The following is a 19174-nucleotide window of genomic DNA, read 5'->3' on the forward strand; positions in this document are numbered from 1 at the left end:
AGCTCATTGGAACGAAAAATTAGTAGGAAAGGCAGTTCGTAAAAAGGCGCTATTTGGTGCTATTTGATGCTTCTATAGCGTCAACTAGCATCATATTTAGCGTGTTTTTGGTGAGATTATTTATTACACTGCTGAGTTGTTGGGTGAGTAGATTTTGGTATCGATTGAGTGGGAATAATCATGGTGCAGCATTTTGCTGATAATCTGCAGTTGTTATGCAGTTACTACAAATCGGTGGCGGATGTATGTCGTCGACTAAATATCAATCGTGCTCAATTTAATCGTTACCTAAATGGGACGACGGTGCCGAGTAGTAGTACGCGGCGTCGTATAGGAGAGTTTTTTGGTGTTGAGCCTAGTGAGATGGCGTTGCCACACGACCAATTTGTTAAATTGGTTCAAGCACGACCTATTCGTCAGAGTGAGGACGTAAAAAGTCTTACGCCTGAGCAGCAGCAATTTAATCAGCTGAATCAATCTGGACAGCATGGTTTAGCTAAGTACTCTGGTTATTACTTTGAATATTATCTTTCCATGGCGTGCCCAGGAAAAATTTTACGCACCTTGGTTCATATAGAGTCTCAAGGTGACAAAACTTACTATCAGCGTACTGAGCGTCTGAATCCTCGTAATTTAAAAAAATCTTTTCATGGTATTTATAATGGTGTGGTGCAGCTCTTATCGGATCGATTATTTTTAATTGATTATGAACGTCAGACTCATGTTGAGATGACGCAGACGATTCTTTATCCTTCTTTTCAAAATCGTGTCGAGCGATTAACTGGATTGCGTTTAGGTGTATCAGGAAGTGGTGAAAGAGCACCATGTTGCGCTCGAGTTGTCTATGAGTACTTAGGTTTGAATATCAATAAAAAGCGTGCAGTTGCTCAATGTGGATTGTATGACGTAGACAGTGATCTGATAGATGAGGATATTTGCCAGTCAATCAAAAATGATATGAAAGAAGGTGACTGGCATTTTAGAGCGAGATTTTAAGCGTCTTTTGTTTCGCTTGTTTCAGAGGCTTCTGCGTCAACATCCGTGCTTGGATTTGCAGCAGCTTCTGCTTCCATTTTTGCGCGCTCAGCTTTAGAAATGTACTTAGGCTTAGCCTTTTTAGGGTTAACCTTTAAGTTAGCTTGCTTCATACGCTTATCATAAATGTCTTTGATTTTTTTGCGGCGATTCATGTTTTGTTCCTAAAATGACGCTGTTGTCCCAGAATAGCATTCAAGGAACGAAAAAAAAGCCCTGATCAATGATCAGGGCTTTTTATGTTGGTACCAGTAGGCGGACTCGAACCGCCACACCCGAAGGCAACGGATTTTGAATCCGTCGTGTCTACCAATTCCACCACACTGGCCTTGAAAAAGGTGAGGCGTATTCTAGAGTATTTATAAGATAAGTCAACGGCTATACGTATTATTTTTTATCTTTTTAACAAGTAGTGGCTTGGAAGTACCTTTTTGAGAGGATTTTCGCTAGAATGCTGGGTCGTTTTTTCTAGGTAGCTTTCTTTTCATGCTCGTTTCCGATTATCACTTTGATTTACCTGATTCACTGATCGCTAATTACCCTATGCCTGATAGAACAGCCAGTCGGTTGTTGCATCTTGATGGTCCTAGCGGTGACGTGGTTCATCGTCAATTTCCAGATGTGTTGGATTTGGTTCAACCCGGTGACTTGATGGTGTTTAACAACACTCGAGTTATTCCTGCGCGGGTATTTGGTCAAAAGGAATCTGGCGGGAAAGTTGAGGTACTGGTTGAGCGAGTTATTAATACGAATGAAGCGCTGGCTCATGTTCGTGCAAGTAAGTCGCCAAAAGAAAACAGCAAGCTGATTTTGGGGCAAGATAAAGGTGAGCAGATTGAAGCGACTATGGTTGGTCGTTCAGGTGCGTTGTTCCACCTTGTTTTTAATGAGCCTGTGTTGGATGTCTTGACGCGTGCTGGTCATATGCCGTTGCCGCCTTATATTGAGCGTCCTGATGAAGACAGTGATCAAGAACGTTATCAGACGGTTTATAATCAAAAGCCCGGTGCTGTTGCGGCACCGACTGCTGGTTTGCATTTTGATGAAGTTTTACTTGAAAAGCTACAGGCAAAAGGCGTTGAGATAGCATTTGTTACCCTACATGTTGGTGCTGGAACATTTCAGCCAATGAAGGTCGAAAATGTAAAAGACCACATTATGCACGCCGAATACGTAGAAGTTGAACCCAGCGTAGTTGAGCAAGTTAAAGCTGCTAAGGCCCGTGGCGGACGAGTTATCGCTGTTGGTACGACCAGTGTTCGTAGTCTTGAGTCGGCAAGCCAGAGTGGGGAAATAGCGCCGATGCAGGACGACACCAGTATTTTTATTTACCCAGGTTACGAATTTAAAACAGTGGATGCTTTGGTGACGAATTTTCATTTGCCAGAGTCAACACTGATTATGCTAATTAGCGCTTTTGCGGGTTATGACCATGTGATGGCCGCTTATAAAAAAGCAGTTGAGCAGAAATATCGATTTTTTAGTTATGGTGATGCCATGTTTATTACACGAAATGCGCAGGCTAAAGGCCCGCAAGGTGAGGAATAAGACGTATGTCTGATAAGCGTCCAGAATGTTTTATGGATTTTGAACTTCACACTACGTCAGGAAAGGCGCGTCGTGCTACCTTGACGTTTCCGCGTGGAAAAGTTGAAACGCCAGCTTTTATGCCTGTTGGTACTTACGGTACGGTGAAGGGTATGTTGACCAAAGATATTGAAGAAATTGGTGCTGATATCATTTTGGGAAACACTTTCCATCTTTGGTTGCGTCCGGGAACAGATGTTGTGAAAGCACATGGTGATTTGCATGATTTCACTCAATGGAAAAAGCCAATCTTAACAGACTCTGGCGGTTTTCAAGTGTTTTCGCTTGGCGAAATGCGCAAAATTACCGAAGAAGGCGTTAGCTTTCGTTCGCCAATTAATGGTTCGAAGGTGTTTTTAAGTCCTGAAATCTCCATGCAAGTTCAACGCGATCTTGGCTCTGATATTGTGATGATTTTCGACGAATGTACGCCTTATCCAGCGACGCCAGAAGTGGCCGCTAAGTCCATGCGTATGAGTTTGCGTTGGGCGCAACGCTCGAAGGATGAGCACGGTGACAGTCCATCTGCGTTATTTGGCATTATCCAAGGCAGTATGTATGAAAACCTTCGAGATGAGTCTCTAGAGGGGCTGGTGGATATTGGTTTTGATGGTTATGCGATTGGCGGATTGTCAGTTGGTGAGCCTAAAGACGAAATGATGAAGGTGTTAGATCACACCACGCCAAAAATGCCTGAAGATAAACCTCGCTATTTGATGGGCGTCGGCAAACCAGAGGATTTGGTTGAAGGTGTTCGTCGTGGTGTTGATATGTTCGATTGCGTTATGCCAACGCGTAATGCGCGCAATGGTCATCTGTTTACTTCAGATGGTGTAGTTCGTATTCGTAATGCTCAATATCGTCACGATGTTGGCCCATTAGATAAAGAATGTGATTGTTACACTTGTAAAAACTTTTCTCGGTCTTATTTACATCATTTGGATAAGTGTCAAGAAATGGTAGGGGCGCAATTAAATACAATTCATAACCTACGATATTACCAAACACTCATGGCGGGATTGCGTCAGGCGCTCGATGAAGGTAGATTTGACGCCTTTGTTGATGAGTTTTATGCAAAGCGAGGCCTAGAAACGCCAGCTTTGAGTGAATAATAAACAAAATTATGCAAATTCCTTTACAAAAGGGTTCGCAACAGTTTCATAAACCATTGGAGAGTTAACACCATGATCGCATTGATCTCACCAGCTTACGCTGAAGGCGGCGCAGCAGCAGATACAGGTATTTTTAACCTAGTGCTTCTTGCAGGCTTCGTTGTCATTTTTTACTTCCTTATGTGGCGCCCACAAGCGAAACGTGCAAAAGAGCATAAAAACTTGATTGCATCTCTAGCGAAAGGTACTGAGGTAGTAACTGGCGGTGGTGTACTAGGTAAAGTGTCTAAAGTAGACGATAACTATGTAGTACTTGAAGTATCTGAAGGCATCGAAATGAAGTTTCAAAAGTCTTCAGTTGCTGCTGTTTTGCCTAAGGGAACGTTAAAGTCAATTTAACCTTCTTTGAAAAGCGCCTTCCTAGGCGCTTTTCTTCTTTATCGATCCATTTAATTTTTTAGGTGTAAAGGAATTTTCATGCTTAACAAGTATCCCTTGTGGAAGTATTTGCTAATTCTTCTTGTTTTGGCTTTGGGGCTACTGTATGCCTTCCCAAACCTTTATCCGGATGATCCAGCGCTACAACTATCTACCCAAAAAGCGACTGCTGTTGTTGATGAGCAGGCTCTGCAAAAAGCGAAAAGTGCGCTTTCAAAAGCGAATATAGATTTAAAAGAAGCAGAGCTTACCTCTGCTGGCGGTACCTTACGCTTTAATAGCGGTGAGGACCAACTTGCTGCTAAGCCGGTTGTAGCGGCAGCATTGGGTGATGACTATGTAACAGCGCTTAACCTTGTTCCTACGACGCCTGAATGGCTGTCTTCTTTAGGTGCTGGGCCTGCTAAGCTTGGTCTTGATTTGCGTGGAGGTGTTCACTTCTTACTGGAAGTTGATACGCCTGCAGCGTTAAAGCAAAAGCTTGAAGTTAGCTCAAGTGAAATGAAAGCAGTCTTGCGAAAAGATCGAGTGCGTTATCGCAGTGTTGACATTGAAGATGGTGTGCTTTCGATTCGCTTTTTACAGCAGCCTGATTTGGCTTCAGCTGAAACCTTGTTAAAGAAAGACTTTTCTGAATACCGTTATGCGACTCGTCAAGATGGCAGTGATTTTTACCTAGATGTGAGTTTTACTGAAGCGGCTAAGAAAGAAATCGAATCTTATGCGCTAAAGCAAAACTTAACGACATTACGAAATCGTGTAAACGAACTGGGTGTAGCTGAGCCTTTAGTGCAGCGTCAAGGTAGTAATCGTATTGTTGTTGAGTTACCTGGCGTTCAGGATACAGCTGCAGCGAAACGTATTATCGGTGCAACGGCCAACCTTGAGTTCCATTTGGAAGCAGGTTTGGATAGCAATGGTAGTGATGTTGAAACTTTAACTTTCCGTGATGGTAGTGGTCGTACTGCTCGTTTAGAGCGTGATCTTATTATTACTGGTGATAGTGTTTCTGATGCAAGTTCCTCTTTTGATGAAAATGGTCGCCCACAGGTAAACATTAGTTTGGATGCTAAAGGCGGTAAGCAGATGAGTAAAGTCACTCGTTCTGCTGTAGGTCGTAACATGGGGGTTGTCTTTATTGAGCATAAGTCTCGCAGTCGTTTTGTCGAAAAAGATGGCAAAATGGAAGAAGTGCGTAGAAGTTACAGCGAAAAAAGCATCATTTCTTTAGCGACGATTCAAACGACGCTGGGTAATTCATTTCGTATTACTGGGCTAGATAGTCCTCGTGAGTCTTCTGAGTTGGCTTTGTTGTTGCGTGCCGGTGCTTTAGCTGCGCCAATTTACTTTGTTGAAGAGCGTACCATTGGGCCTAGTTTGGGTGCAGAGAACATTAAATTAGGTGTTGATTCTGCCCAAATTGGTTTGTTGGTTGTTATGGTGTTTATGCTGCTTTATTACAAGGTGTTTGGTCTTTTTGCCAATATCTCGTTAGCATTAAATATTGTGTTGCTGATGGCGTGTATGTCTTTGCTTTCCGCTACGCTTACCTTGCCAGGTATAGCTGGTATTGTATTGACGATGGGGATGGCTGTGGATGCAAACGTGTTGATTTTCTCGAGGATAAAAGAGGAATTAGCAAGTGGAGTGCCGAATCAGCAAGCGATTCACTCTGGTTTTAACCGCGCATTTACGACTATTTTTGATGCCAATATCACCACTTTGTTGGTTGCTGTGATTTTGTTCGCGGTAGGAACTGGGCCTGTTAAAGGTTTCGCAGTGACATTGTCGCTGGGTATTCTTACTTCTATGTTTACGGCAATCGTTGTAACTCGTGCACAGGTTAATCTTGTGTATGGTGGTCGTAAAAACAAGAAACTGTACATTTAGGAGAACGCCATGAAAGTGACAAATATTCCGTTTATGGCAATGCGTAAGATCGTAGCTGTCTTTTCGCTTACGCTGATACTCATCTCTCTTGGCTCTTTGGCAACAAAGGGACTACAGTTTGGGTTGGATTTTACTGGTGGTACATTGATTGAGGTGTCTTATAAAGAGGCACCACAGTTAGATGATGTACGTGCGCTGCTAGGTGAGAATGGGTACTCTGATGTCGTTGTGCAGAACTTTGGTTCGCCAACTGATGTTGTGGTTCGTATGGCAAATTCCTACACAGCGACCCTTGGTGATGAAGTGTTATCTACACTTCAAAATAATGGGACGACTGATGTATCTCTACAGCGCTCTGAGTTTGTGGGTGCGCAAGTAGGTGAGGAATTACGTGAGCAGGGTGGTCTGGGTATGTTGCTTGCCTTGGCCATTGTGATGATTTACGTAGCTGTGCGTTTCCAGTTTAAGTTCTCTGTGGCATCCGTTGCGGCTTTGATTCACGACGTAATTATCACGTTAGGGTTCTTTTCTATCTTCGAGGTAGAGTTTGATCTTACAGTACTGGCAGCGTTGCTTGCTGTGGTCGGTTACTCTCTGAACGATACGATAGTGGTGTGTGACCGAATTCGTGAGAATTTCCGTATTATGCGCGATACGAAGCCCTATGATTTGGTGAATGATTCTATCAATCAGACGCTTGATCGTACTTTGATAACATCATTAACAACGTTGTTTGTGTTGGTTGTTTTGTTTGTTATGGGCGGCGAAGCTATTCACAATTTCTCTATGGCGTTGTTGGTAGGGATTGTGATTGGTACTTATTCTTCTATCTTCGTGGCAGCAAATTTGCTACTAGCGATGGATGTTAAGCGAGAGGATTTAATCCCCGCGCCAAAGGCGGAATTGGAAGACGATCTGCCTTAGGTGGTGAGTTTATTTTACACATAAAAAAGCCTGCTTCGAGCAGGCTTTTTTATGTGTTTTCTTTTGTGATAGTTATTTATCGGCAATTTTGCCAAAATGCATGCCCATTTTTGTTGGGGTTTCTGCTTGCAGAGATTCCTCCCAATTAACGGCATTTTTTCCAAATAAAACGATAGCTGTTGATCCTAGTTTGAATCGTCCCATTTCTTCGCCTTTTTTGATTTCAATGTTATTTAGTTCTTTGTAGTCCCAAGTAACGACGTTCTTATTGAATGGCGTTACTTGTCCAGCCCATACTGTTTCTATGCTGGCAACTATCATAGCCCCCACTAATATAACGGCCATTGGGCCTGCTTCTGTGTCAAATAGGCATACTGTACGTTCATTGCGTGCGAAGACGCTAGGTATTTGCTCTGCTGTCACTTTGTTGACTGAGAATAGCCTGCCTGGGATGTGAATCATTTTTGTCAGTTTGCCAGTCAGTGGCATGTGGACTCGATGGTAATCTTTTGGAGATAGGTAAACGGTCGCAAAAGAGCCGCCAAGAAATTGATTTGATAGAGAGGCGTCGCCACCCAAAAGGCTTGTTAGGCTATAGTGGTGTCCTTTTGCTTGTAGGATTGTGCCGTGCTCTATTTTGCCAAGTTGGCTGATTGCGCCGTCAGCAGGACAGGCGATGCCGTTATCTTCATCGCAGATTGGGCGTAGCTCTGGGCGAATGGCTCGGGTAAAAAAATCGTTAAAGTTACGGTAAGATAGTGGGTCATTATTGATCGCCTCAGACATATCTACTTGGTATTTTTTTACAAATTGGCCAATAAATGTGTTTTTAACCCAGTTGTTTTCGCATTCGGCTATTTTTCCAATAGCGCGAGACAGTGTTTTTTGCGGGGTGATGTGTTGAGCAAATGCAAAAAGTTGATCTTTAGTCACGTTATTTATCCTGATATTTGTGAATTTATAGTATGTTGTGGCTGATTAAAGACACGATCTGTTTTAGGTTTTTATAATCTATTTCGTTGAATTCGGTGCGGGTTTCTAACCAGAATATCGCTGTTTCATCTTTTGAGGTTTGTGTTGATGCCAGAATAAGGTGGCTATTTGCGTCAATTATTTGATCAGATGTGTGTGGTAAATCTTTTAGTAAATTATCAAGTTTTTGACCAAATATGTGAATGGCAGAGCGCTTGTCGGACAATTTTTTAAACACGCTTGATGGTGCGCTCCATTGGATGGCTTTGATGACATCTATATTGTAGCCAAATTGGTACATGGGGGCGGTTTTGTTATTTGAGTGTTTAAAAATAATGCTGTGTTGTGCATTTGGTATAGCTTGCTTGATGGCTTTTAGAGCAAGTCCTGTTTTTTGTTTTGTGTCGTATTCTTTATTTTGCTTGAGTGCTTTTTTGAGTGCTGCAATAGGGGATAAAGATGTTTTAGGTTTTGATCTTGTTTTTCCTAAATATAAATCAGGATCAAGTAATTGTTGCGCAAGTGGGATTTTTCCGCCGTTGTTAAATAAAGTTGCAGCTTCAGTGCTTGCGAAGTGTGCTGTTTTGATGATGTCGCTCAGTCGCTTGTGCATTACCGTGGCAACAACGCGATAGAAAAATGGCAGGTTTTTGGAGTCCCATCGCATTAGGCTGGCTTCATGGGCTACCTTGTTTGCGCAGTACGAAAAAATAAGTGGATTATTTACTAAAATGGTCAGTCTTTTATCTTCGGTGAAACCAGGTAGCTCGTCTGGATGGTTTGCTAGATGTGCCAGTGCTTGTAGCTCCTTTGCGTTCGGTATGTGCTTGGTTAAAAATGATTCTATGACTTTGTTTGGTGTGTGCCAATGGTTGCATAGATGGACGGTGAGCTCATCTATGCGACACCCCAAAATGTTTAGCTCGGCTTGGCTGGCTTTTTCGCCTTGCTGTATTCTTTGCTTTAGGGCTGCCATGGTTGGGTAGGCATAGAACCACAATAGCCACCTTGCAGAATCTCGAAATAGCGTTATCCAGAAAATATCATCTTCTTGGCTGGTTAGTTTTTCAATTGACCAGTGTCTGGCAATGGTAGCTGCTTCATAGCTGGTTTGTATCTCGCTTAAAAAGGCGACTAAATGTGGAGGTTTTTTTTGGGTGTTGGGCTCGTAGGGGGCAAAGTGTGAAAGTAGTTTTGCAATGCCGTTCATTCCCACCATGGCAGCAGCATGAAAAGGCGTTTTTATTTCATTGTTTTTATTCGGTATGATGCGATTTGCTTCATTTAGAATAGCGAAAGCTAGCAGTGGGTCTGAGGCTATATTTGCTTGCATTCCATCAAGAGTGTCTTCTGTTCTTTTAATTTGAGTTTTTAGGCGAGCTAAATTAACTGCTCTAACAGGAAATTTTTTATTTTTAAGAAAATGTAGCCATTCATTTAGGCCAGAAGGTGACTTGTCTATCATAGCTGGTTACATTAGTGACTCGGTTGTAGGTAGTTTTTAAATGCTCTTATATTTTTGATCTCATTAATCATACTGTATATTGAGGTAAGAGCATACTTTGTCGGTATTAAGGAAGAGAATATGTTTGCATTAGCTGGCTTGCTAGTGGTTATTGTTAGTGTGGTATTTGGCTATTTAGCATCCCACGGGAATTTGTTGGCGTTATGGCAGCCTTTTGAAATAGTCATTATTTGTGGTGCTGCTTTAGGTGCTTTTATGGTGGCGAACCCATTTATTGTGCAGAAAAAAGTGTTAACTATGTTGCCCCAAGTTATTTCTGGTAGTCGGCACAATAAGAAATTTTATTTGCAGTTGCTAGGGTTGATGTATTGTTTATTTCAGAAAAGCCGTCAGGAGGGTTTTTTGTCCATCGAAGACGATATTGAGTCGCCTTTTACTAGTGAATTATTTAATCGTTTCCCTGATGTGGTTCGTGACCATGAAGTGGTGGATTTTTTGACAGATAACTATCGTATCTTCACATTAACGGGTCTGCCTGCTTATGAAATAGAAGCCATCATGGATAATGAAATTGAGCAAATTCAAGAAGAATTGGTTGCTCCAAGTCATGCTCTAACTCGGGTAGCTGAAGGTTTGCCAGGTTTTGGTATTGTTGCTGCAGTGTTGGGTATTGTTATTACCATGGGATCTATTGGTGGTCCGCTAGAAGAGATTGGTGCTCATGTAGCTGCCGCTTTGGTGGGGACATTCTTGGGTATCTTTTTTGGTTATGGTTTTGTTGGGCCTGCCGCTTCGCACTTAGAGAGCTTGGGGATGCATGAATTGAAAGCCTATTTGTGTATTAAGGCATGCTTGAATTCCATTGTGTCTGGCTATGCGCCGCCTGTAGCTGTCGAGACGGGTCGAAAGTTACTTCCTCCGGAAATGCGTCCAAGTTTTATTGAGCTGTCGGATGGTCTTAAGCAATATCGTTAGACTGGGTGCATCGTGCTAAGTTGAGGAGAGTGTTAGATGGCCCTAGGTTCTAATGGGTTAGTAATTCGTCGGGTTAAGAAAATCAAAAAGGGCGGTCATCACGGTGGTGCTTGGAAAATAGCATTAGCTGATTTTGCCTTGGCGATGATGGCGTTTTTTCTTGTTTTGTGGATTATGAGTGTCGCTTCTCCAGAAGAGTTGAAAAGTATCGAGGGGTATTTTCAAGATCCTATGGGTGCATCTACGGCTGGATATAGTGCGAACCCTATAGATTTGGGGGGGAGTCCAGCAAAGAGTACAGAGAAAAAATTAGATCTGCAGTTACCTGAAGCGGGTAGTACTGATATGCAATCTAGAGATAAGCTTCTGGGGAATGGTCCTGATTCTGCAGAGTCTAAGAGCATTAATAACATGCTGCGAGAGGAGATGAGTAAAATGAACACTTTACTCTCTCAGCAGAAAAATATGCGCATTGAGATCACACCACTTGGTGTTCGGATTACTCTGTTAGATGATCCAAATAAGCCGATGTTTGAGCGTGGAAGTGCTCGAATGATGCCTGATATTGAGAATACTTTGCTTAGTATGGCGCCAATCTTCAATAGAGTGACGAATCCAATTGTTATCACCGGCCATACTGATTCATCTAAATTTGGTGGGGCTGGTCGAATTGATAATTGGGATTTATCTGCCCTAAGGGCTAATGCGGCGCGGCATATATTAGAAGAAGGTGGTGTTGAGGATAAGCGTATTGCTCAGGTGATAGGTTTGTCTGATACTATTCCTTACAATCGATTTGATACGGATAGTGCAGAAAATAGGCGTATCAGTATTACGTTATTAACGGATGATGCGTATAAGAAATTGCTGGACCAGAATCGTAGTAATTTTGGTAATCCTGGCCAGCAATCTGATTTTAAGTTAACACCTGAAACGGTTTTTTAGAACGCTTGATTCTCTCGTATTGAGTGCTTGATCCTTAAGAAGCTTTGGAAGCGGTGTTCTGTGATTTCACCTTTTTCTAAGGCTTCTAGGATTGCGCACCCCGGCTCTTTTTCATGAGCGCAATCGCGGAATCGACAATAACCAATATGCGGTCGAAACTCGATAAAACCGTTTAGAAGTTCGTCTTCCGAAATATGCCACAAGCCAAACTCTCGGATCCCTGGGGAATCAATAAGATCGCCGCCTTTCGGCATATGAAATAGTCGAGCAGTTGTGGTGGTATGTACGCCTTTTTTGCGCTTCTGTGAAAGCTCACCAACGCTGATGTCTATATCGGGTAGTAGTGTCCCAATAAGGGATGATTTGCCTACACCTGATTGCCCAACAAAAACGCTTGTTTTGTCTTGTAAGAAATCATAAAGCGCTTCCATCCCTGCTTGGTTCTTGATAGATGTCCTGATGATTTTGTAATTCAAATCTTCATAGGTTTTTAGTAGCTTGTCTAAATCTGCTTTGTTGCTGTCATCGATTAAGTCGCATTTGTTAAGTAGTATGACCGGTGGAATACCAACGGTTTCTGCTGCAACTAAGTAGCGATCTATTAAATTGGCGTGAGCAACTGGCTCGGCGGCAATAACAACAATTATATGATCTATGTTGGCGGCAACAGGTTTGATTCTGCCGTGCATGTCTGGACGAGATAGTGATGTATGTCTTGGTGTGGTAGCAACAACGACGCCACCTTCATTTTGTTTTGGGCGCCAGACAACCTTGTCGCCAGTTACAAGTTGGCCTAGATTGGCGCGTAAATTGCAGCGTGTAGAGGTGCCAATAAAAGGCTCTTGAGTGCCCTCCACTTCAACTTGTGTGCCGAAGTGAGAAATAATAATGCCTTCAGTTTCAGGTCCTAGGTCGGATGACTGAAGGAGTTCTTCGGCGACATCTCCTCGTTTTTGAGTGCGTTCAACGCGCTCTTTGTGAATTCTTTCGATTCGCCAAGTTTGTTGTTTAGTAAGTTTTCGCTTCGACATTAGATTCGTCTGGTCATAAAGTAAGGCGCATAGAGTATAATGCTTGGCATTGATAATAAAGGACTTGGAAGATTATGAGCTTAAATGAAGAGAATTTAGTGTGGATCGATCTTGAAATGACAGGATTGGACCCAGAAACCGACACTATTATTGAGATTGCTACCGTAGTAACTGATAAGCATTTGAATGTGTTGGCTAAGGGGCCGAGCCTTGCTATTCATCAAGAAAAAGCGGTGATGGATGCAATGGATGAATGGTGCACTCAGCACCATGGTGATTCTGGGCTGACGGCTAGAGTGTTGTCTTCGACTATTAGTATGGCGCAAGCAGAAGAGGAAACGGTTAATTTTTTGGCCCAGTACGTTCCGGCTGGAAAGTCACCTATTTGCGGTAATAGTGTTGGGCAGGATCGTCGTTTTTTGTACCGTTATATGCCTAAGTTGGAAGCCTTTTTTCATTACCGCTACTTGGATGTTAGTACAGTTAAAGAGCTTGCAAAGCGTTGGAAGCCAGAGGCGTTGGATGGTTTTTCTAAATCAGGTTCCCATCTGGCTATGGATGATATTTTAGAGTCTATAGGTGAATTGAAGCATTATCGTAAAACCATGTTTGGTTTGGATGATAAGGCTTAAGCGATTTTGTGTTAATCTCTTCTTACGAATTAGCGAGCTTATAAATTGTTTTGAAGCTCGCTAATCGGTTTGTTTCTTCTTTTTTTGTCGTCTATTTCTTTGTTAGCCAAGTCCCGTTATCCCGTCCCATATTAGCTTTACTCCTGTCAGGAAAAGAAAGCTGTACATGACTTTAAAAAATAATACGGTAGATATTTTGTAGTGTAGCCATGCGCCGAGTTGAACGCCTATAAAAGCCACAGGTATAAAGCAAAGTGACAGAAGTATGTTTGAACTATTAAGTTGTCCAAGCATTCCATATGGAATGAGTTTTACATAGTTGATGGCGGTAAAAATAACCGCTGCCGTTGCTACGTACTGTGTCTTGTCTAGATTTGCTCTAAGTAAATAAACGCTCATTGGTGGTCCGCCAGCGTGAGCAATAAAACTTGTAAAGCCGCCAAGTGCGCACCAGAGTTTTCCGGCCAGAGTGCTGAGTGGTTTTAGCGGTGTTGTTCGGCTCTTTTTTGGCCATGAATTTAGAGTGAAGCCTACCGCGATAATCCCTACCATTATTTTTAGCCATTCTGCCGAAAACCATGATGCTGTGAGGCCGCCGATTACAACACCAATAATGGCCGCTGGAATACATCTTATGAGTTGCTCGGTGTTCCATTTTTTCCAAAACTTTTGCACGGTAAATATGTCCATGATGCACAGAATTGGCAGCATTATGGCGGCTGCTAAGGTTGGTGAAGTTTGCAGTGATATTAGCGGGACAGCGATAATGCCAAATGCGCCTGAAAAGCCACCTTTAGATATGCCTGTAATGAAAACAGCAATGGCAATGAGTGAAATGAAAAGCCAGTCCATGTGAATCCTTTATTGTGTGGTTGTTGTTATGGATGGAAAAGTTAAATTATTATGAGTTATTGGTGCTTGTTTCAAAAGGCTTCTGTATTAGAATTGTTAGAAATAAAATGACCGTGTGGTCAGTGTTTGCTCTATTTTGAGTGGGAAAAGGATCGATAGGTAATGCAAATAGAAAAAGATGTTTATGGCGAAGAAGCAATGGAAAGCTTTGGTGAGGCTTTTTCGTTGGCGCTGACGTCGGGCGCAGTTGTGTATTTGGAAGGTGATCTCGGGATGGGTAAGACAACTCTTGTGAGAGGGGTTTTGCGCGGTTTGGGATATCAAGGGCCCGTAAAGAGCCCAACGTATACGATTGTTGAGCCTTACGATTTGTCGGGTTTTGAAGCTTTTCATTTTGATTTGTATCGAGTGGCGGATGCTGAAGAGCTTGAGTTTATGGGGATTCGTGATTATTTCACTGACGGAAGTTTATGTTTGATTGAGTGGGCTGAAATGGGGCGCGGAGCCTTGCCGGAAGCGGATTTGGTTATATCATTGAGCTTGATTCGACAAGGGCGTCATGTGTCTGTAGATGCCTATACAGAAAAAGGTAGAGCGGCTTTAGATGTTTTACGAGGCGCTATAACTTCTTGATGTATAGAAGACTTTACTATAAGTAAGATTGAGATCCATTTAATCAGCAGTTATAGTGTGTCAGATATACTAGCTAGCTGTCTGATATGCATACTAAATTTCGTACTTATCTATTTATTTTTGTCAATTTAATTTTGTCTTTGTCAACCTGTAGTGTTTTGGCTGCAGAGGTTCGAGATATACGTGTTGCCCAGCAAGAAGGGGTGACGCGTTTGGTGTTTGAGCTTTCTGAGGCGGCAGAGCATCGAATTTTTCCTCTTTCAAATCCTGATCGCGTTGTTTTAGACATCAGTGGCGTCGATTTGAATGCGTCTGTTGTTAATGGCTTATCGGCATTGTCTTCCGATGTGTTGATGCGCGTACGTTACGCTAGGCGAGACACTGGTGTTCGTTTTGTACTTGATCTAGGTCAGGCAGCTAAGGCGAAAAGTACTGTGTTGGCGGCAAATGGTACTTATGGGCCTAGGATATTGGTTGAGCTTGAGTATGGTGCTAGAAAGCCTGCGACCATAGTAAAAAGCTTGGCGAGCTTATCCAAGGAAAAGCGCGATATTGTGATTGCAATTGACCCTGGGCATGGAGGCAAAGACCCTGGTGCCTTGGGGCAATACAATGTGCGAGAAAAAGATGTTGTGCTCTCTATTGGTCGAGAGTTGGCAAGTAGAATTAATGCGGTTGATGGCTTTAAGGCTGTTTTGACTCGATCAACGGACACCTATCTTCAGCTTCGAGATCGATCGAGGGTTGCTCGTGAGGCCAATGCAGATTTGATGATTTCTATTCATGCGGATGCGTTTACCAAATCTAGTGCTAGAGGTGCTTCTGTTTGGGCGCTTTCATTGAGTGGTAAGAGTTCTGAAATGGGGCGTTGGTTGGCTCAACAAGAAAATTCTGCCGATCTGGTGGGGGGGATTTCGCTGGATGATAAAGATCAGTTGCTTGCTGAGGTTTTATTGGATATGTCGATGAACTCTACTATTCAAATGAGTTTGAATATAGGTAAGAGTGTTTTAGGTGAAATGAAAGGGGTTGCTGTTTTGCATAAAGACAGTGTTCAGCAGGCGGGTTTTGTTGTGCTGAAATCGCCAGATATTCCTTCTATATTGATAGAAACTGGTTTTGTTTCGAATAAAACAGAGGCCAAGAATTTGTCGAGCAGAACTTATCGTGTGAAATTAGCGGATTCTATTTCAAAGGGTGTAGTTGAATATTTTACTAAAAATGCCCCTGATGGAACCTTGGTCAATTGGAAGCAAAAGAAAAATTCTGATTATGTTTATACGGTTAGTAAGGGGGACACCTTGTCCGAAATTGCTCGTCGTAATCAAGTGTCTTTACCTGTTTTGCGGCAGGCCAATAATTTGAATAATGATGTTATTTGGATTGGTCAGAAACTTGTTATCCCTGCAGGGTAAAGTCTTATTGAGGCCTTTTTTGTTTTTCAAAAGGGCTGTTTTCACATCAAAGGTCGTTCATGCAAAGAATTAATCTTTTATCTCCACGTTTAGCCAACCAAATTGCCGCGGGAGAGGTGGTTGAACGACCAGCTTCCGTTGTTAAAGAGTTGCTTGAAAATAGTCTTGATGCAGGAGCCTCTCAGCTTGATATTGATGTGGAGCAGGGTGGTGTAAGGCGTATTAAGATTCGTGATAATGGTACTGGCATCATGAAAGACGATTTGTCTTTGGCTTTAAGTCGTCACGCAACGAGTAAAATTATTACGCTGGATGATTTGGAAGCTGTGCGCACGTTGGGATTTCGTGGCGAGGCGCTGGCCAGTATTAGCTCTGTTTCGAGGATGCACCTTACTTCTCAGGCAGAAAATGAAGTGGAAGCTTGGCGAGTTGAGGCGGAAGGGAAAGATATGGCGACAGCCATTCGACCTGCATCGCATCCTCAAGGTACTACGATTGAGGTGCGAGATTTATTTTTTAATACACCGGCTCGTCGAAAATTCCTTCGTACTGAAAAGACAGAATTTGTTCACTTGGAAGAAGTGGTAAAGCGACTGGCATTGAGTCGTTATGAAACTGGCTTTCGTCTAAGTCATAACGGCAAGCAGGTTTATGATCTTCGTCCTGTTACCGATCAGCTTCATGCTGAACATCGGCTAGCAACTTTACTTGGTAAAAAGTTCATTGAAAACTCCTTGACGCTGGATGTTGAGGCGGCTGGATTGCGTCTATGGGGTTGGATTGGTTTGCCGACTTTTTCTCGTTCTCAGGCGGATTTGCAGTATTTTTTTGTTAATGGTCGAGTTGTTAAGGATAAGTTAGTCGCTCATGCTGTTCGTCAGGCTTATCGTGATGTTTTGTATAATGGTCGCCATCCTACTTTTGTGTTGTATCTAGAGTTGGACCCTTCGACAGTCGATGTGAATGTCCACCCTACTAAGCACGAAGTGCGCTTCCGAGATGGGCGTTTGGTGCATGATTTCTTATTTAGTCGAATTCATAAGGCGATTGCAGATGTGAGGCCTGAATCTGATGCTGCGCCTACGGGTATGAATGATTCCGCTAATAATGAGTCTGCTGCTTATGGTGCGAATATTACGGAACAATCCGCTTTGCTGCTGTCTAATCGACCTGTGTCTAGTTCGATGGATTGGATGCGATCTACTTCAAATTCATTGGGGACTTCAGAAGTGCGTGGGCAGCTTGATGGCATGAGTCGTCTTTCTGGTTATGCGCAAGAATATGTTGCTAAGACTGAGGAAGTTGATCCTGAAACGGGCGAAATAAGAGAGGTTTCTCCCCCTGGCGCTTTAGGGCAAAGTGAAAGTCCGTTTGTGAGGCAAGAGGGTGATTATCAGGCCGTGCCGCCGTTGGGTTTTGCGGTAGCTCAGCTGCACGGAGTGTATATTCTTTCTGAGAGCGAGCAGGGGCTTATTCTGGTGGACATGCATGCGGCTCATGAGCGAATTGTTTATGAGCGAATGAAAACAGCGTTTTATCAGAAAAATATATCGTCTCAGCCTTTGTTAGTGCCGATAAATATTGCGGTTTCGCAAAGTGAAGCTGATCTTGTTGAAGAAAGCGGTGAGGTTTTTGAGGCCTTCGGTTTCCGTGTAGAAAGAACTGGGTTAGAAAGTGCGATGGTTCGCGAGGTTCCCGTTATACTGATTCGAGGTGACGTAGAAGGTCTTGTGCGTGATGTTATTAGTGATCTGTCTGCTAATGGCGTATCGGATCTTATGGAGTCGCGGGCGAATGAATTGATGGCGTCAATGGCGTGCCACGGTGCTGTTCGTGCAAATCGTAAGCTTACGATTGCGGAGATGAATAGCCTTCTTCGTGATATGGAGGTGACTGAACGCAGTGGGCAGTGTAATCATGGACGACCGACTTGGGCGCATTTGAGTATGTCCGATTTAGATAAACTCTTTTTGAGAGGACGTTGATATGACAAAACCGCATGTTGTGTGTTTGATGGGGCCGACGGCATCAGGTAAAACAGGTTTGGCAGTTGAGTTGGCTGAGCAGCACAATTTTGAAATTATCAGTGTCGATTCTGCTCTTGTTTACAAAGGAATGGATATTGGTACGGCCAAGCCAGATGCAGCGTTACTTGCAAGGGCTCCACATAGGCTAATTGATATTATCGATCCTCTTGAATCTTACTCCGCTGCTGATTTTGTTTTGGATGCAGTTGAGCATTCGAAAGAGATTATTGCTAAGGGGAAAACGCCACTTTTGGTGGGTGGGACTATGATGTACTTCAATGCCCTACAAAAAGGCTTGGCGGAAATGCCGCAAGCTGATGCGGAGCTTAGGGCGTTAATTGAGGTTGAGGCGGCTGAGAAAGGTTGGGGGTCCTTGCATGAAGAGTTGCAAACCTTTGATCCTGAAGCGGCGTCTCGCATTCATCCTAATGACCCGCAGCGTTTGCAGCGCGCTATTGAAGTGTATCGCTTGACAGGCAAGACCATGACTCAGTTCTGGGCGCAGCAAGAGGCTGTCTCTTTACCATTTGATATGATTAATATGGCGGTGATGCCGAAAGAGCGAAGTGTGCTTCATGAGCGGATAGAGCAACGTTTTTACGACATGATGGATCAAGGTTTTTTGGCTGAGGTGGAAGGGTTTTATCATCGTGGTGATTTGACTGTTGATATGCCCTCCATGCGCTGTGTTGGTTATCGCCAACTATGGCAATATTTAGACGGTGTTGATTTGCTAGATGATGCTATCTTTAAGGGAGTGGTCGCCTCTCGCCAATTGGCAAAAAGGCAGCTTACTTGGTTGAGAGGGTGGGAGGATTTGATGATTTTTGATAGTTTGTCGAAAGATCTTGTGCCTGAAGCCTTGAATTACATAGAAAGCAGGATTATATAGGGAAATAAATAAAGATTTGGTGTAGTATCTACAGTATTGTTTTATCAATAATTAATTTAATTTTTTTGCTTGTTTAAGGAGATTACAATGTCAAAAGGGCAATCATTACAAGACCCTTATCTAAATATTCTACGTAAAGAAAGAGTGCCAGTATCCATCTTTCTTGTAAATGGAATTAAGTTACAAGGTCAAATCGAATCATTCGATCAGTTTGTGATTCTATTGAAAAATACTGTTAGTCAAATGGTTTACAAACATGCCATTTCTACAGTTGTACCTTCCCGTACAATTCGCATCCCGTCTCCTGATCAGCCGGAAGATGACGCTGAATAGTTTGTCTGTAATAAGA

Annotated in this window: 19 protein-coding genes and 1 tRNA gene; 14 read left to right on the forward strand and 6 right to left on the reverse strand. The window is 42.9% G+C overall.

The window, feature by feature from the left end; all coding sequences use genetic code 11:
* Positions 1-180 precede the first annotated feature (180 nt).
* Positions 181-996, forward strand: coding sequence for a helix-turn-helix domain-containing protein (locus tag BUA59_RS15195; protein ID WP_072840546.1), 816 nt, complete (start codon positions 181-183; stop codon positions 994-996).
* Here BUA59_RS15195 and BUA59_RS15200 read toward each other — a convergent pair.
* Both BUA59_RS15200 and BUA59_RS15205 read right to left on the reverse strand, forming a co-directional pair.
* Positions 993-1190, reverse strand: a complete 198-nt coding sequence (locus BUA59_RS15200; RefSeq protein ID WP_072840547.1) for a DUF2986 domain-containing protein — start codon at positions 1188-1190, stop codon at positions 993-995. The two genes, BUA59_RS15195 and BUA59_RS15200, sit on opposite strands and share 4 nt — an antisense overlap.
* Positions 1191-1278: 88 nt before the next feature.
* Positions 1279-1363 (reverse strand) — tRNA-Leu (locus BUA59_RS15205).
* A gap of 158 nt (positions 1364-1521) precedes the next feature.
* Here BUA59_RS15205 and queA point away from each other — a divergent pair.
* The 5 genes from queA (at position 1522) to secF (ending at position 6986) form a co-directional block, all read left to right on the forward strand.
* Positions 1522-2583 (forward strand): tRNA preQ1(34) S-adenosylmethionine ribosyltransferase-isomerase QueA, encoded by a 1062-nt coding sequence (gene queA, locus BUA59_RS15210; protein ID WP_072840548.1) that lies wholly within the window; start codon positions 1522-1524, stop codon positions 2581-2583.
* 32 nt (positions 2584-2615) lie between these two features.
* On the forward strand, positions 2616-3734 hold the full coding sequence (tgt, locus tag BUA59_RS15215; protein ID WP_072840603.1) for a tRNA guanosine(34) transglycosylase Tgt: 1119 nt from the start codon (positions 2616-2618) through the stop codon (positions 3732-3734).
* 72 nt (positions 3735-3806) lie between these two features.
* Complete coding sequence (gene yajC / locus BUA59_RS15220; RefSeq protein WP_072840549.1) at positions 3807-4133, forward strand: preprotein translocase subunit YajC; 327 nt, start codon at positions 3807-3809, stop codon at positions 4131-4133.
* Between the two features lie 78 nt (positions 4134-4211).
* Positions 4212-6062: a protein translocase subunit SecD gene (secD, locus tag BUA59_RS15225; RefSeq protein WP_072840550.1), complete on the forward strand. Its 1851-nt coding sequence runs from the start codon at positions 4212-4214 to the stop codon at positions 6060-6062.
* 9 nt (positions 6063-6071) lie between these two features.
* Positions 6072-6986 (forward strand): protein translocase subunit SecF, encoded by a 915-nt coding sequence (secF, locus tag BUA59_RS15230; protein WP_072840551.1) that lies wholly within the window; start codon positions 6072-6074, stop codon positions 6984-6986.
* Between the two features lie 72 nt (positions 6987-7058).
* Here secF and asd read toward each other — a convergent pair whose 3' ends face one another.
* Entirely contained in the window at positions 7059-7919 is an 861-nt protein-coding gene (gene asd / locus BUA59_RS15235) for an archaetidylserine decarboxylase (protein WP_072840552.1), read from the reverse strand.
* Positions 7920-7944: 25 nt separating this feature from the next.
* Positions 7945-9423, reverse strand: coding sequence for an HDOD domain-containing protein (locus tag BUA59_RS15240; protein ID WP_072840553.1), 1479 nt, complete (start codon positions 9421-9423; stop codon positions 7945-7947).
* Between the two features lie 120 nt (positions 9424-9543).
* On the opposite strand from BUA59_RS15240, the gene motA reads away from it, so the two are divergent.
* Complete coding sequence (gene motA, locus BUA59_RS15245; protein ID WP_072840554.1) at positions 9544-10398, forward strand: flagellar motor stator protein MotA; 855 nt, start codon at positions 9544-9546, stop codon at positions 10396-10398.
* A 36-nt stretch (positions 10399-10434) separates the two neighbouring features.
* The gene (locus BUA59_RS15250; protein WP_072840555.1) at positions 10435-11343 is read left to right on the forward strand and encodes a flagellar motor protein MotB; all 909 of its coding nucleotides are present in this window, start codon (positions 10435-10437) and stop codon (positions 11341-11343) included.
* Here BUA59_RS15250 and rsgA read toward each other — a convergent pair.
* The gene (gene rsgA, locus BUA59_RS15255) at positions 11340-12374 is read right to left on the reverse strand and encodes a small ribosomal subunit biogenesis GTPase RsgA (RefSeq protein WP_072840556.1); all 1035 of its coding nucleotides are present in this window, start codon (positions 12372-12374) and stop codon (positions 11340-11342) included. The two genes, BUA59_RS15250 and rsgA, sit on opposite strands and share 4 nt — an antisense overlap.
* Before the next feature lie 74 nt (positions 12375-12448).
* Here rsgA and orn point away from each other — a divergent pair, with 74 nt between their 5' ends.
* Entirely contained in the window at positions 12449-13006 is a 558-nt protein-coding gene (orn, locus tag BUA59_RS15260; protein ID WP_072840557.1) for an oligoribonuclease, read from the forward strand.
* 102 nt (positions 13007-13108) lie between these two features.
* Here the strand turns inward: orn and BUA59_RS15265 are convergent, their stop codons facing one another.
* Positions 13109-13858: a sulfite exporter TauE/SafE family protein gene (locus BUA59_RS15265; protein ID WP_072840558.1), complete on the reverse strand. Its 750-nt coding sequence runs from the start codon at positions 13856-13858 to the stop codon at positions 13109-13111.
* A 162-nt stretch (positions 13859-14020) separates the two neighbouring features.
* Between BUA59_RS15265 and tsaE the strand changes: the two genes are divergently transcribed.
* The 5 genes from tsaE to hfq all read left to right on the forward strand — a co-directional run bounded on the left by tsaE (position 14021) and on the right by hfq (position 19158).
* Positions 14021-14491, forward strand: coding sequence for a tRNA (adenosine(37)-N6)-threonylcarbamoyltransferase complex ATPase subunit type 1 TsaE (tsaE, locus tag BUA59_RS15270; RefSeq protein ID WP_072840559.1), 471 nt, complete (start codon positions 14021-14023; stop codon positions 14489-14491).
* Positions 14492-14577: 86 nt separating this feature from the next.
* Positions 14578-15906, forward strand: coding sequence for an N-acetylmuramoyl-L-alanine amidase (locus tag BUA59_RS15275; RefSeq protein ID WP_072840560.1), 1329 nt, complete (start codon positions 14578-14580; stop codon positions 15904-15906).
* Between the two features lie 59 nt (positions 15907-15965).
* Complete coding sequence (mutL, locus tag BUA59_RS15280) at positions 15966-17891, forward strand: DNA mismatch repair endonuclease MutL (RefSeq protein ID WP_072840561.1); 1926 nt, start codon at positions 15966-15968, stop codon at positions 17889-17891.
* A 1-nt stretch (position 17892) separates the two neighbouring features.
* Positions 17893-18825 (forward strand): tRNA (adenosine(37)-N6)-dimethylallyltransferase MiaA, encoded by a 933-nt coding sequence (gene miaA / locus BUA59_RS15285; RefSeq protein WP_072840562.1) that lies wholly within the window; start codon positions 17893-17895, stop codon positions 18823-18825.
* 87 nt (positions 18826-18912) lie between these two features.
* On the forward strand, positions 18913-19158 hold the full coding sequence (gene hfq / locus BUA59_RS15290; protein ID WP_012070321.1) for an RNA chaperone Hfq: 246 nt from the start codon (positions 18913-18915) through the stop codon (positions 19156-19158).
* Positions 19159-19174: the final 16 nt, after the last annotated feature.

Source organism: Marinomonas polaris DSM 16579 (genome assembly GCF_900129155.1).
GTDB lineage: Bacteria > Pseudomonadota > Gammaproteobacteria > Pseudomonadales > Marinomonadaceae > Marinomonas > Marinomonas polaris.

What these genes read in the sequence shown, in the direction of transcription:
- BUA59_RS15240 (WP_072840553.1), bottom strand. Translation starts at nt 9,423, where the DNA reads ATGATAGACAAGTCACCTTCTGGCCTAAATGAATGGCTACATTTTCTT.
- tsaE (WP_072840559.1), top strand. Translation starts at nt 14,021, where the DNA reads ATGCAAATAGAAAAAGATGTTTATGGCGAAGAAGCAATGGAAAGCTTT.
- BUA59_RS15250 (WP_072840555.1), top strand. Translation starts at nt 10,435, where the DNA reads ATGGCCCTAGGTTCTAATGGGTTAGTAATTCGTCGGGTTAAGAAAATC.
- tgt (WP_072840603.1), top strand. Translation starts at nt 2,616, where the DNA reads ATGGATTTTGAACTTCACACTACGTCAGGAAAGGCGCGTCGTGCTACC.
- BUA59_RS15195 (WP_072840546.1), top strand. Translation starts at nt 181, where the DNA reads ATGGTGCAGCATTTTGCTGATAATCTGCAGTTGTTATGCAGTTACTAC.
- secD (WP_072840550.1), top strand. Translation starts at nt 4,212, where the DNA reads ATGCTTAACAAGTATCCCTTGTGGAAGTATTTGCTAATTCTTCTTGTT.
- motA (WP_072840554.1), top strand. Translation starts at nt 9,544, where the DNA reads ATGTTTGCATTAGCTGGCTTGCTAGTGGTTATTGTTAGTGTGGTATTT.
- queA (WP_072840548.1), top strand. Translation starts at nt 1,522, where the DNA reads ATGCTCGTTTCCGATTATCACTTTGATTTACCTGATTCACTGATCGCT.
- orn (WP_072840557.1), top strand. Translation starts at nt 12,449, where the DNA reads ATGAGCTTAAATGAAGAGAATTTAGTGTGGATCGATCTTGAAATGACA.
- BUA59_RS15265 (WP_072840558.1), bottom strand. Translation starts at nt 13,858, where the DNA reads ATGGACTGGCTTTTCATTTCACTCATTGCCATTGCTGTTTTCATTACA.
- BUA59_RS15200 (WP_072840547.1), bottom strand. Translation starts at nt 1,190, where the DNA reads ATGAATCGCCGCAAAAAAATCAAAGACATTTATGATAAGCGTATGAAG.
- hfq (WP_012070321.1), top strand. Translation starts at nt 18,913, where the DNA reads ATGTCAAAAGGGCAATCATTACAAGACCCTTATCTAAATATTCTACGT.
- yajC (WP_072840549.1), top strand. Translation starts at nt 3,807, where the DNA reads ATGATCGCATTGATCTCACCAGCTTACGCTGAAGGCGGCGCAGCAGCA.
- secF (WP_072840551.1), top strand. Translation starts at nt 6,072, where the DNA reads ATGAAAGTGACAAATATTCCGTTTATGGCAATGCGTAAGATCGTAGCT.
- BUA59_RS15275 (WP_072840560.1), top strand. Translation starts at nt 14,578, where the DNA reads ATGCATACTAAATTTCGTACTTATCTATTTATTTTTGTCAATTTAATT.
- miaA (WP_072840562.1), top strand. Translation starts at nt 17,893, where the DNA reads ATGACAAAACCGCATGTTGTGTGTTTGATGGGGCCGACGGCATCAGGT.
- mutL (WP_072840561.1), top strand. Translation starts at nt 15,966, where the DNA reads ATGCAAAGAATTAATCTTTTATCTCCACGTTTAGCCAACCAAATTGCC.
- rsgA (WP_072840556.1), bottom strand. Translation starts at nt 12,374, where the DNA reads ATGTCGAAGCGAAAACTTACTAAACAACAAACTTGGCGAATCGAAAGA.